The 12,516-nt window shown below is 72.5% G+C and carries 11 protein-coding genes; 8 read left to right on the top strand and 3 right to left on the bottom strand.

The window, feature by feature from the left end:
* Positions 1 to 8 precede the first annotated feature (8 nt).
* From Q3Y56_RS18465 to efeB, 4 genes are read left to right on the top strand one after another with little or no spacing between them, the layout of a single operon-like run.
* Entirely contained in the window at positions 9 to 680 is a 672-nt protein-coding gene (locus Q3Y56_RS18465; protein ID WP_304463015.1) for an SCO family protein, read from the top strand.
* Positions 677 to 1,168: a copper chaperone PCu(A)C gene (locus Q3Y56_RS18460; protein WP_304463014.1), complete on the top strand. Its 492-nt coding sequence runs from the start codon at positions 677 to 679 to the stop codon at positions 1,166 to 1,168. Before Q3Y56_RS18465 ends, Q3Y56_RS18460 begins: the two co-directional genes overlap by 4 nt.
* A gap of 12 nt (positions 1,169 to 1,180) precedes the next feature.
* Positions 1,181 to 3,232 (top strand): FixH family protein, encoded by a 2,052-nt coding sequence (locus Q3Y56_RS18455; protein WP_304463013.1) that lies wholly within the window; start codon positions 1,181 to 1,183, stop codon positions 3,230 to 3,232.
* On the top strand, positions 3,232 to 4,734 hold the full coding sequence (efeB, locus tag Q3Y56_RS18450; protein ID WP_304463012.1) for an iron uptake transporter deferrochelatase/peroxidase subunit: 1,503 nt from the start codon (positions 3,232 to 3,234) through the stop codon (positions 4,732 to 4,734). The genes Q3Y56_RS18455 and efeB overlap by 1 nt, the downstream gene beginning before the upstream one ends.
* Before the next feature lie 55 nt (positions 4,735 to 4,789).
* On the opposite strand, the gene Q3Y56_RS18445 is transcribed toward efeB, so the two are convergent.
* On the bottom strand, positions 4,790 to 6,043 hold the full coding sequence (locus Q3Y56_RS18445) for a YncE family protein (protein WP_304463011.1): 1,254 nt from the start codon (positions 6,041 to 6,043) through the stop codon (positions 4,790 to 4,792).
* A gap of 151 nt (positions 6,044 to 6,194) precedes the next feature.
* Between Q3Y56_RS18445 and Q3Y56_RS18440 the strand changes: the two genes are divergently transcribed.
* From Q3Y56_RS18440 to Q3Y56_RS18425, 4 genes are all read left to right on the top strand, one after another.
* Positions 6,195 to 6,848 carry a TetR/AcrR family transcriptional regulator gene (locus Q3Y56_RS18440; RefSeq protein ID WP_304463010.1) on the top strand — a complete coding sequence of 218 codons (654 nt, stop codon included), beginning with the start codon at positions 6,195 to 6,197 and terminating at the stop codon, positions 6,846 to 6,848.
* 225 nt (positions 6,849 to 7,073) lie between these two features.
* The gene (gene pheA, locus Q3Y56_RS18435) at positions 7,074 to 8,009 is read left to right on the top strand and encodes a prephenate dehydratase (protein ID WP_304465671.1); all 936 of its coding nucleotides are present in this window, start codon (positions 7,074 to 7,076) and stop codon (positions 8,007 to 8,009) included.
* A gap of 537 nt (positions 8,010 to 8,546) precedes the next feature.
* A complete protein-coding gene (gene serS / locus Q3Y56_RS18430) occupies positions 8,547 to 9,848 on the top strand; it encodes a serine--tRNA ligase (protein ID WP_304463009.1) in 1,302 nt (433 codons plus the stop codon).
* A 98-nt stretch (positions 9,849 to 9,946) separates the two neighbouring features.
* On the top strand, positions 9,947 to 10,726 hold the full coding sequence (locus Q3Y56_RS18425; RefSeq protein ID WP_304465670.1) for an HAD family hydrolase: 780 nt from the start codon (positions 9,947 to 9,949) through the stop codon (positions 10,724 to 10,726).
* A gap of 74 nt (positions 10,727 to 10,800) precedes the next feature.
* Here the strand turns inward: Q3Y56_RS18425 and Q3Y56_RS18420 are convergent, their stop codons facing one another.
* Both Q3Y56_RS18420 and Q3Y56_RS18415 read right to left on the bottom strand, forming a co-directional pair.
* The gene (locus tag Q3Y56_RS18420; RefSeq protein ID WP_304463008.1) at positions 10,801 to 11,250 is read right to left on the bottom strand and encodes a phospholipase; all 450 of its coding nucleotides are present in this window, start codon (positions 11,248 to 11,250) and stop codon (positions 10,801 to 10,803) included.
* A gap of 126 nt (positions 11,251 to 11,376) precedes the next feature.
* On the bottom strand, positions 11,377 to 12,432 hold the full coding sequence (locus tag Q3Y56_RS18415) for an Lrp/AsnC family transcriptional regulator (RefSeq protein WP_304463007.1): 1,056 nt from the start codon (positions 12,430 to 12,432) through the stop codon (positions 11,377 to 11,379).
* Between the last annotated feature and the right edge of the window lie 84 nt (positions 12,433 to 12,516).

Here is a 12,516-nt window from a genome sequence, read left to right as displayed (position 1 = left end):
ACCACCCCATGCGCACCAAGACCCTGGCCGCGGCCCTCGCCGCCGCGGCCGCGCTCTCCCTCACCGCCTGCGGCACCGATGACGGCAGCGGCAAGAGCGGCGACACCGGCTCCGACGCCGTCGCCGACGTGTCCGGCGGCAGCAAGGAGAAGGGCGCCATCGTCCTCGACAACCCCAAGGCCAAGCCCGACCTGGTGCTGACCGACACCGAGGGCAAGGAGTACGACCTGCTGGAGCGGACCAAGGGCAAGCCGACCCTGATCTACTTCGGCTACACCTACTGCCCCGACGTCTGCTCCCTCGTCATGAGCAACATCGCCATCGCCGAGCAGAAGATGACCAAGCAGGAGCGCGAGCAGCTCCAGGTGGTCTTCGTGACCACCGACCCGGCCCGGGACACCCCCAAGCGGATGCGCTCCTGGCTGGACGGCCAGGGCGGCAAGGACTTCGTCGGCCTGACCGGCGACTTCGACACCATCCAGGCCGCCGCCAAGTCGGTGGGCATCTTCGTCGAGAAGCCCAAGAAGGAGAAGGACGGCAGCATCACCGTCAACCACGGCGCCGAGGTCGTCGGCTTCTCACCGAAGGACGACAAGGGCCGCTGGATCTACACGACGGACACCGACACGGCGACCTACGTCAAGGACCTGCCGAAGATCGTCAAGGGGGTCAACCCGTGACGCGCACCCGGAAGGCCGCTGCCGCCGCCGTGACCGCCCTGTCCCTGGCCCTCGCGCTCACCGCCTGCGGCGGCGAAGACGGCAGCGGCAAGAGCGGCGACAAGAAAGCCAAGGCCGGCGCCCCCCAGCTCTCGGTCAGCGGCGCCTACCTCCCCCAGCCCGCCATGTCCGACATGGCCGCCGGCTTCCTGACCGTACGGAACACCGGCGGTGCCGCCGACGAGCTCACCTCCGTCACGACCCCGCTGAGCGACGACGTCACCCTGCACGCCACCGAGGGCACGGCCATGCGGCACGTGGCCACGATGAAGGTCCCCGCGGGCGGGAGGCTCACGCTCGCCTCGGGGGGCAGCCACCTGATGCTGGGGAAGCTCTCGCACAAGCCGAAGGTCGGCGAGAAGGTCCGCTTCACGCTGCACTTCGCCACCTCCGGCCCCGTCGAGGTCGACGTCCCGGTCAAGCCCGCGACGTACCGCCCCAAGGCCTGAGGACGGACGCCGATGACCTCCGTGACCGCCGCAACGTCCGTAGCGGCCCGGCGGCGGCTGCGGCTGCGCCTGCGCCTGCTGTCGATCTGCGGCACGCTGCTCGCCGCGCTGCTGTGGACCGTGGGCTACGGCGCCGCACCCGCCGCCGCGCACGCCGCGCTCACCGGGACCGATCCCGCCCAGGGCTCGGTGCTGCCGGACGCCCCGGAGCGGGTGACCCTCACCTTCTCCGAGGGCGTGCTGCTGTCCAAGGACTCGGTACGGGTCCTCGACCCGCACGCCAAGCGGGTGGACACCGGCAGGCCCGGCCATGTCGACGGCGCGTCGTCCACGGCGTCGGTCGCGCTGCGCTCCGGGCTGCCGGACGGCACGTACACGGTGGCGTGGCAGGCGGTCTCGGAGGACAGCCATCCGGTGGGCGGCGCGTTCACCTTCTCCATCGGCGCGCCGTCCAAGACCTCGGTGTCGGTGCCGACGACCGCGGAGCCGGACGCCGCGGTCGACCTGCTGTACGGCATCGCCCGGTACGCCGCCTACGCGGGCTTCGCCGCCCTCGTCGGCGGCTGCCTGTTCGCCGGGGTGTGCCGGTCCGCACGCCCGGTGGCCCGGGTCGCGGCGGGCGGCTGGGTGACCCTGTTCACCGCCACCCTGCTGCAACTGCTGCTGCGTGGCCCGTACGTGAACGGGGACGGCGTCGGCGCCGCCCTCGACCTCGGCGCCCTGGACGACGTGCTGTCCACCAAACCGGGCGCGGCCCTGCTGTCGCGGCTGCTGCTGCTCGGCGCGGCGGCGGTGTTCCTGGCCGTCCTGTTCGGCACGTACGCGCGCCAGAACGCCGCCGAGCAGGAGAGCGAGAAGGAGAGCATGGCCGCGCGCCGGGCCCGGCGGGACCTCGCCTTCGGCCTCGGCATCGGCGGCGCGGTCGTCGCGGCCGGACTCGGCGCGACCTGGGCGATGGCCGAACACGCGTCGGTCGGCATCCAGCCGTGGCTGGCCATGCCGGTCGACGTGGCGCACCTGCTGGCGGTCGCGGTGTGGCTGGGCGGCCTGCTCGCGCTGCTGACGACGCTGCGCGCGGGCGAACCGGTCCCGGCCGCGGCGGTGCGGCGCTTCTCGCGCATGGCGTTCGGCGCGGTGCTCGTCCTGGTCGCGACAGGGCTGTACCAGTCGTGGCGGCAGGTGGGCAGCTGGGACGCGCTGACCCGTACGGAGTACGGGAAGTGGCTGCTGGTGAAGGTGGGGCTGGTGGCGGCGCTCGTCGCGGTCGCCGCCGTCTCGCGCCGCTGGACCGGCCGCCTGACCGACCCGGCACGGAACGGTGACGAGGCGGCGGAGACGGCGGCTACGACCGACGCGGCGGAACCGGCAGAGGCGACGGCTACGACCAGCGCGGCGGAACCGGCGGAGACGCTAGGTACGACCAGTGCGGCCGGGCCGGCGGAGACGACGGCTCCGACCGGCGCGGCCGGGCCGGCGGGTGCCGACGCGGACCCCGACCCCGTCCGTGCCGCTCAGCTCGCCCGGCAGCGCGCCGCGGTGGACCGGACCGCGACCCGGCGGCGGCGCGACGCCGATCCCGAACGCAGCGCGCTGCGCCGTTCCGTGCTCGCCGAGACGGCCATCGCCGTCGTCCTGCTGGCCGTGACGACCGTGCTGACCAGCACCCAGCCGGGCCGCGCCGAGACCGAGCAGGCGGCGGCCGGGACGTCGGCGCCCGCCGCCGGGCCCGTCAGCGTCAAGATCCCGTACGACACCGGCAGCAAGAGCGGGCGGGGCAGCGCCGAGATCACCCTCGACCCGGCCCGCAAGGGCGACAACGAGGTGCACGTGTACCTCACCGACGCCGCCGGACGCCCGGTGGACGTGGCGGAGATCAAGCTGTCGCTGACGCAGCGGAAGCAGGCCATCGGCCCGCTCGCCGTCCCCCTGACCCAGTTGTCCACCGGGCACCTGGGCGCCGACCGCTTCCAGTTGCCGGTGCCGGGCGCATGGCAGCTCTCCCTGACCGTACGGACCTCCGACATCGACCAGGTGACCGAGGTCAAGACAGTGAAGATCGGCTGATGACCAAGCGAACAGGCAAGACGACGCCGAAGACCACACCGAAGACCACGCCGAAGACGGCCAAGCAGACCGCGCAGACGTCATCCGGCGCCCAGGCGACGAGCGCCAAGACGGCGAACCCCAAGACGGCGAACGCCAAGGCAGCGAACGGCAAGGCAGCGAACGGCAAAGCGGCCGGCACCAAGGCGAAGGCAGCGCCGAACGCCGCCGAGGCGCGCACCGGCACCGCCGCCCAGGCCACCGCTCCCCCCGGCGTCTCCCGGCGCCGGCTGCTCGGCACCGCCGGTGCCGCGGGCGCCGCCGGGCTCGCCGTCGGCGGCGGCGCCGGTGCCGCCACCACCGAGGCGGTGCGCGACGCCGCGCCGACCCCGCTCACCGCCCTCGGCTCGACCTCGATCCCATTCGACGGCACCCAAGGCGCAAACGGCGGGCACACCGCCCACCAACCCGGCATCACCACCCCGCTCCAGGCCCGCGGCCACCTGCTGGCCTTCGACCTCGCGCCCGGCGCGGACCGCAAGGCGGCCGCCGCGCTGCTGCGCCGCTGGTCGGCGACGGCCCGGCGGCTGATGGCGGGGCAGCCGCAGGCGGGCGACACGGACACCGGAATCGCGCTGGACGCGGGCCCGTCCTCGCTCACCGTCACCTTCGGCTTCGGCCGGTCGTTCTTCGGCCGGACCGGCCTCGCGGACCAACTGCCGGAGGCGCTCGCGCCGCTGCCGGACTTCTCCGCCGACGCCCTCGACGCCAAGCGCAGCAACGGCGACCTGTGGGTGCAGATCGGCGCGGACGACGCCCTCGTCGCCTTCCACGCGCTGCGCGCGCTCCAGCGCGACGCCGGGGAGACGGCGCGGCTGCGCTGGCAGATGAACGGCTTCAACCGCACGCCCGGCGCCACCGCCCGCCCCATGACCGCACGCAACCTGATGGGCCAGGTCGACGGCACCAACAACCCCAAGCCGTCGGACCCGGACTTCGCGCGGCGGGTGTTCGTGCCGCGCGACGGCTCCCCCGCCTGGATGGCGGGCGGCTCGTACGCGGTCGTACGGCGCATCCGGATGCTGCTGGACTCCTGGGACCATCTGTCGCCGGAGCGGCAGGAGAAGGTGATCGGGCGCCGCAAGGCGGACGGGGCGCCGCTGTCGGGCGGTACGGAGACCACCCCGGTCGACCTCAACAAGGTGACCCCGGAAGGCGCGCTGGCCATCGCCGGGGACGCGCATGTGCGGGTCGCGGCGCCGGAGTCCAACCAGGGCGCGGCGATGCTGCGGCGGCCGTTCTCGTACCACGACGGCTTCCTGGACGACGGCGCGCCGGACGCGGGGCTGCTGTTCATCGCCTGGCAGGCGGATCCGTTGAAGGGCTTCGTGCCGGTGCAGCGGAAGCTGGACCGGGGGGACGGCCTGTCGCGGTTCCTGCGGCACGAGACGAGCGGGCTGTTCGCGGTGCCCCCGGCGGCGCGGCCGGGTTCGTACGTGGGCCAGCCGCTGCTGGAGGGCTGAGCCCACGCACGGATACGAATCCGGCTGACCCACGCACGGATATGAGGGGAACCGGTCAGCCCGCCGCCGGGTCGAGCCCGTTCAGCGCCTCCTCGCTGACGAGCCCGAGCCGTTCGCGCTGCGGGAAGTCGCCGACGGGTACGCGGGCGACCTCCTTGGCGGTCGCGTAGTCCACCACCGAGATCCGGTCCTGGTTGGCGAGGGAGACGAAGCACCTGCGGCCGTCGGCGCTGCTCGCCGTCCAGTAGGGCAGCGCGTCGGTGTCGTAGTGCACGAATCCGTCGGTGGTCAGGCCGGGCCGGGAGACGACCGCCACGTAGTCGTCGATGGTCCCGGCGACGCACAGCTTGCTCTCGTCGCCGTTGGCAGCCATGCCGTGGTGGGCGGAGTTCTGTGGATACGCGTCGGGCCCGAGCTTCGCCGCCTTCTCGCTGAACGGCATGGTCACCGTGCGGGTGATCTTCGACGTGGCCAGGTCGTACTCCACGAAGCCGTTGAGGTACGACAGTTGGGCGTACATGGTCCGGTTGTCGGCGGTGAAGACGGCCGGGCGGACGCCGTACGCGAAGTCGTACGTCTTCAGCGGCTTGTACGTCCTGGCGTCCACCGCGACGACCTGCTTCTTCCCCTTGGCCCCGTTGAGCAGCTTCGGCAGCGAGGTGACGCCGATGCTGGAGTTGTAGAGCACGGTGCCGTCCGGCGAGTAGTCGTTGGCGTGCGGGTACGTGCCGGTGGCGAAGGTGGTGGCCACCTCGCCGGTGGCCGTGTCGATGACCTCCGCCTTGCTCGCCGTCGTGGCGGAGACGATGAAGCGCGTGCCGTCGGGCGACAGGGCGGCGTGGTCGGCCTTGAAGCCCTCGGTCCGGTGCCGCCACAGCATCTTCCCCGTCGGGAGGTCGAAGGCCACGGCGTCGGAGAGCACCCCGCGCGAGACGTACAGGGTGCGGCCGTCGGGCGACAGGGCCATGTCGTCGACGAGCTTGCGGTAGCCCTGGACGGCGTTGACGGCCTCGTATCCGATGCGCTCGACGATCGTCATCCCGGCCAGCCGCTCTTCCAGGTCGGGGACGGCGTCGAAGGAGCCGAGGTTTCGGTACGTGCGGCCGTCGATGAAGCTGACCGTCCCGCCCTGGCCGTTGCCGACGAGGAGGACGTCCCGCAACGCCGCCCTACCGGTCCCGGCATCGCCGGTCGCGGCATCGGCGGTCGCGGCATCGGCGGTCGCGGCACCGCCTCCCGCGGTGGTGAGGACGAGTACGGCGGCCGCGGCCCCGGCCAGCCGTACGGCGATGTGTCTGAAGCGGCTCATGATCCTTGTCCCGGCTTCCTGTGAGGGAGCAATGTGAAAAGGTTCGTGTTCAGACTTCCTTACCCGACGGTAAGTACCGGTCGCCCGGCCCGGCAAGGCCCGTGCACGGGCAGAATCGAGCCACGTGGGAGCGCTCAGCGAGGGAGGGCCCGTGGCGGGCACGGTCAGGCAACCCACCGGCAGGTACGCGGGGAGATCGGCACAGGAACGGCGGGCGGAGCGGCGGCAGCGACTGCTCGACGCGGGCCTGCGGCTCTTCGGCGACTCCCCCGGCTACCGCGCCACCTCGGTGACCGCGCTGTGCGAGGCGGCCGGGCTCTCGACCCGCCAGTTCTACGAGGAGTTCGGCGGCCTGGAGGAGGTGCTGGCGACCCTGCACCTGTTCGTCAACGACCAGGCGGAACAGGCCACCCGCGCCGCCCTCGCCGAGTCCGAGGGGCTGGACCTGGAGCACCGCGCGCAGGCGGTGTTCCGGGCGTACGCCTCCGCCGCGACCAGCGACCCGCGCCATATCCGCATCGCGTTCGTGGAGATCGTCGGGGTCAGCCCGCGCCTGGAGCGGCAGCGGCTGGTACGGCGGGCCCGCTGGGTGGAGCTGATCCGCGCGGCGGCGGTGGAGGCGGCCGAGCGCGGCGAGGCGGCCCCCCGCGACTACCGGCTGGCGGCGACGGCGTTCATCGGCGCCGTCAACGGACTGCTGCACGACTGGACGGCCGGGCAGGTCGACGCCACGCTCGACGAGATCGTCGACGAACTCGTCCTGCTGCTGGTGGGGATGGCCCGCCCGGCGGGCTGGCGGCCCTGAGACACCGCCCGTCGCCGACCGAGCCTCGACGGGCGGAGCCCCGCCCGCCGGGCCGGGGGCGGACCCGGGAGGCGCGGCCCGGGTCGTGCGGCACCCGGGGGCGGCCCCTCGATGGCGGCCCCCGACCCCTGTCCCCGGCGGCGTCCACAGCTCGGATGACCACCCCGCGCCCCGCCGCCCGTGGGTATCGTGGACGACTCGTCTGATCACAGGGAGACCACCGTGATGTCGGCCAGTCGCTACACCTATCTCGGCCCCGAAGGCACCTTCACCGAGGCGGCGCTGCGCACGCTCCCCGAGGCCGCCACCCGCGAGCTCGTCCCGATGGTCTCCGTGCCGGCCGCGCTGGACGCCGTACGCAACGGAGCCGCCGCCGGCGCGCTCGTGCCGATCGAGAACTCGGTGGAGGGCGGGGTCACCGCCACCCTGGACGAACTCGCCACCGGCGAGCCGCTGATGATCTACCGCGAGGTGCTGCTGCCGATCGCCTTCGCGCTGCTCGTCCGCCCCGGCACCACGCTGGCGGACATCAAGACGGTGACCGGCCACCCGGTCGCCCAGCCGCAGGTGCGCAACTGGCTGGCGGCGCACCTGCCGGACGCGCAGTGGGAGTCGGCGGCGTCGAACGCGGACGGCGCGCGGCTGGTGCAGGAGGGGCGGTACGACGGCGCCTTCGCGGGCGAGTTCGCGGCCGCCCGGTACGGCCTGGAGCCGCTGGTATCGGAGATCCACGACGCCGAGAACGCCGTGACCCGCTTCGTCCTCGTCGGCCGCCCGGCCCGGCCCGCGGCCTGGACCGGCGCGGACAAGACGTCGGTGGTGATCTGGCTCGCCGACGACCACCCGGGCGCGCTGCTGGAGCTGCTCCAGGAGTACGCAGCCCGCGGAGTGAACCTGATGCGGATCGAGTCCCGGCCGACCGGCGAGGGCATGGGCCGGTACTGCTTCTCGGTGGACTGCGAGGGGCACATCACCGACCGCCGGGTCGGCTCGGCGCTGATGGGGCTCAAGCGGATCTGCCCGAAGGTGCGGTTCCTGGGCTCGTACCCGCGGGCGGGCGTGCTGCCGTCGGACGTGAGCCCGCTGCGGCGCGGCACCACCGACGAGGAGTTCGTGGCGGCCGCGGACTGGCTGGCACGCTGCCAGGACGGCCGGGCCTGATCGCCTCCAAGGTTATCCACAGGGCTCCGCGCAAGCTGGGGATAAGTCGACAGATCAACCCGACATCGTCGACAAATCCCCGAAACCGCCCGACCCGCGGTCGCACCTCCCCGCGCCGCCACCCGTCACCCGAAATTCACCGGACAACCCTTTAGGGCGAGGGAAACCGAATCATTCCCACCCGAAAGAGTGCCTGAGGCGGGTTTACGCTCCTCACCTTCGGGCTAGCCGACCAGAGTCAGAATGATCAATTCCGATATCCACAGAGCCTACGCACAGCCTGTGGATAAGCACAGGGAGACCCCACAGCCCTGTGGACAACCGCAGGCCCAACTCTCCACATCGGCAAGGAAGTCACGCATACACGTCAGCACCGTGAACCCGTATGCCCCATTTCGGCGAATGCGCGGGAATTCCTTGACCGGCGAGAATTCGCCATCCTTTCCCGCCCCTTCCGGCGCCCGCCAAATCGGGCAAAACGGAACGCAAGGGAATATCGGGTCGAGGTTGAGGACCACGCACCGGTAACCTGGTGGGGTGATTGACCTTCGCCTGCTCCGTGAGGACCCCGACCGTGTGCGCGCCTCCCAGCGCGCCCGTGGAGAGGACGTCGCGCTCGTCGACGCACTGCTCTCCGCCGACGAGCGGCGCAGGTCGTCCAGCGTCCGCTTCGACGAGCTGCGCGCCGAGCAGAAGTCGCTCGGCAAGCTCATCCCCAAGGCCACCGGCGACGAGAAGGCCGAGCTGCTCAAGCGGGCGGGCGAGCTGTCCGCGGCCGTGAAGGCCGCCGACGCCGAGCAGGACGCCGCCGCCGAGGAGTCCCAGCGACTGCTGCTCCAGCTCGGCAACCTCGTCCACCCGGACGCGCCGATCGGCGGCGAGGACGACTTCCGGGTCCTGGAGGAGCTGGGCGCCCCGCGCGACTTCGCCGCGGAGGGCTTCGAGCCGAAGGACCACCTGGAGCTGGGCGAGCTGCTCGGCGCCATCGACACCGAGCGCGGCGCCAAGGTCTCCGGCTCGCGCTTCTACTACCTCACCGGCGTCGGCGCGCTGCTGGAGCTCGCGCTGGTCAACGCCGCGATGGCGCAGGCCACCGCCGCCGGCTTCACCCCGATGCTGACCCCGGCGCTGGTCAAGCCGAGGGCCCTGGAGGGCACCGGCTTCCTCGGCCAGGCCGCCGAGGACGTCTACCACCTCGACAAGGACGACCTGTTCCTGGTCGGCACCTCCGAGGTCCCGCTGGCCGGGTACCACATGGACGAGATCCTGGACGCGGGCGAGCTGCCCCGCCGGTACGCCGGGTTCTCCTCCTGCTTCCGCCGCGAGGCCGGGTCGTACGGCAAGGACACCCGCGGCATCTTCCGGGTGCACCAGTTCGACAAGGTGGAGATGTTCGTCTACACCACCCCGGAGGACGCCGAGGCCGAGCACCAGCGGCTGCTGGAGTGGGAGAAGCAGTGGCTGACCTCGCTGGAGCTGCCGTTCCGCGTGGTCGAACTGGCCTCGGGTGACCTGGGCGCCTCGGCGACCCGCAAGTTCGACTGCGAGGCGTGGATCCCGACCCAGGGCAAGTACCGCGAGCTGACCTCGACGTCCAACACCACCGAGTTCCAGGCCCGGCGGCTGTCGATCCGGATGCGCGAGACCAAGGACGGCAAGCAGCAGGTGCGCCCGCTGGCCACGCTCAACGGCACGCTGTGCGCGGTCACCCGGACCATCGTCGCGATCCTGGAGAACCACCAGCAGGCCGACGGTTCGGTGCGGGTGCCCGAGGTGCTCCGCCCGTTCCTGGGCGGCCGCGAGGTCCTGGAGCCGGTGCGTCAGGCCCGCACCGCGTGAGCGGCCAGGACCGCCCGCACCGCGCCAGCGACCAGGACCGCCCGCACCACAGGGCAGCCGGGCAGGACCCGGCCGAGTCCCCGCTTCCGTACCGGCTCATCGCGACGGACCTCGACGGGACGCTGCTGCGTTCCGACGGGACCGTCTCGGCGCGTACGCGCGACGCGCTCGCCGCGGCGTGCGCGGCGGGCGCCGCGCACATCGTGGTCACCGGCCGCGCGGTCCCCTGGACCCGGCACATCCTGGACGATCTCGGCTACGAGGGCCTGGCGGTGTGCGGTCAGGGCGGCCAGGTCTACCACGCGGGCGAGCACCGGCTGCTCACCTCCGTCACGCTGGACCGGCAGCTGGCCGGTCTGGCGCTGGCCAAGATCGAGGCGGAGGTCGGCCCGGTGTTCCTCGCCGCGAGCCGCGACGGCCTCGACGGCGAGGTGCTGATCGGCCCCGGCTACCGCACGGTGGAGGGCTCGCTCTCGTACACGCCGTTCACCGACATCGCCGACGTCTGGTCCGCGCCGCTCAACAAGCTGTACATCCAGCACCCCCGGCTGAGCGACGACGACCTGGCCGAGGCGGCGACGGCGGTGGCCGGCGGGCTGGTCGGCGTGACGATGGCGGGCCCGGACATAGTCGAGCTGCTGCCGCTGGGCCTCACCAAGGCCACCGGCCTGTCCCTCGCGGCACGCCGCCTGGGGCTGACGGCCGCCGACACGATCGCCTTTGGCGACATGCCCAACGACATCCCCATGTTCGGCTGGGCGGCCCACGGCGTCGCGATGGCGGACGCCCACCCGGACCTCAAGGCCGTGGCCGACGAGGTCACGGCGTCGAACGAGGCGGACGGCATAGCGGTCGTCCTGGAACGGCTGCTGGGCTAGCGGCGTCGCGGCATCGGCGTGGGGTAGGGGGCGCGGCCTTCGGCGTCGGCCCCCCACCCCGCGGACGGAGCCCGTCAGCCGAAGATCTTGACGGCCTGGTAGTACGTCCACGCGGTGCTGTCGCAGGTCGTCCTGCTGGCGCCGCTGTAGCCGTTGCAGACCCGCTTCAGGTCCTCGTAGAAGGCGCTGTCGATACGGGACTTGTTGGCGTCGAACGTGCCGGCCGCCTTGTGGTTGCGGTAGCCGAAGTCGTGGCGGGCGCACGACGTCTGGAACGGGAACCCGAACGGGTTGTCGGGCGAGCTGCTGCAGTAGTCCGTGGACCAGTCGAACTCGTACGCCGCCCAAGCGCTCTGGTTGTTACGCGCGTTGACCCACGCGTCGTAGCTGGCCGCGCTCGTCTGGGTCCAGCTCGACAGCACCTGCGGCTTGTCGGCGGGGGCGGCCTGCGCGGGGGCGGCCAGGGCGATGGTGGCGGCCGCGGTGACGGCGGTCGCGGCGAGGGTTGAGGACAGCCGACGCATTCGATTCCTCCGAAGTCAGTGGGGGAGCGGAGCAAGAACGAGATGGCGCGCCCTCAGGGTTCGGCAGGTTCATTACAATCGTCAACAACCGTGACGCCATTGGCATGAACAGGACGTGAATCGCTGTTACGTCGGCGTCCGCCCGGGTCGGCGTGCATGCGGCCCCACCTGGAGCGGTCCCGGGCCCTTGACCGTGCGGATCCTCGGTGACGTCTCCATCTGCCGCACCGCGCCCAGCGCCGCCACACGCGTCGTCAGATACGTGTACAGCGCGGGCACATCAGCGCAGACCACGCAGGCCAGCAGGTTGTGCGGACCGGTGGTCGCGCAGACGAACCCCACCTCCGGGTGGCGTGCCAGCGCCTCACCGGTGGCCGCGAGCTCGGGCGGCGCCACCGACAGCCAGAGCATGGCCGTGATCCCGAGACCGAAGACGCGGTGGTCGTAGTCCACGTCGAAGTAGAGCGTGCCGTCGGCCGCGAGCTCCGCGAGCCGGCGGCGCACGGTCGTCTGCGACCAGCCGGTGGAGGCGGCCAGTTCGGCGGGCCGCGCCCGCCCGTCCCGCGCCAGCTCCTCCAGCATCCGCCGGTCCTGGTCGGTCAGCGGCCCTGCCGGGGCCGCGCCCGGTGCCAGGTCGGGCGCGGCCAGCAGCGCGGCCTGCCGCTCGGTCAGCGCACCGGACTTGTTGACCAGCCCGTGGCGGCCCCCGAAGAAGGTGTGCAGCAGCAAGTGCGCCGTCACGCTCACGACCTGCCGGGTCCGGGGCAGCGCCCGCAGCAACAGCGCGTTGCTGTCCTCGTCGCCGGCCGCCCGCGTCACGGCGACGATCTCCGTACCGCCGGAGAGCAGGGTGACCCAGGAGGTGTCGGGGCGGCGGGCCAGCGCCTCGGCAACGGACGCGGCGGCGTCCGGCTCGCATTCCACGCGTACGAGCCAGACCACCTCGCCGAGCCGGGCGGGTTCGGTCAGCCCGAAGACCCGTATGGCGCCGGAGGTGCGCAGCCTGGTGTAGCGACGCGCCACGGTCTGGTCGGAGACGCCGAGCACCTCGGCGATCCGGCTGAACGGGGCGCGTCCGTCCAGCTGGAGGGCGTGCACGAGCTGCCGGTCGAGTTCGTCGTACGCGGCGGGCCCCGGCCGTCCGCCGGCTCCCTTCCCATCCCTGCCCCTGTCGGATTTCACCGCTCCAGGCTAATGCCATGTCGGAATCCGCCGCGTCGGCTTGGGCTGGCTGGAGATGGTTCCGCCCCCGACCGGACCGTATGG

The organism is Streptomyces sp. XD-27, assembly GCF_030553055.1.
In the GTDB taxonomy this organism is placed as follows: domain Bacteria; phylum Actinomycetota; class Actinomycetes; order Streptomycetales; family Streptomycetaceae; genus Streptomyces.
The sequence above is the reverse complement of the archived record's forward strand: the minus strand, read 5'-3'. Positions and strand labels throughout refer to the sequence as shown.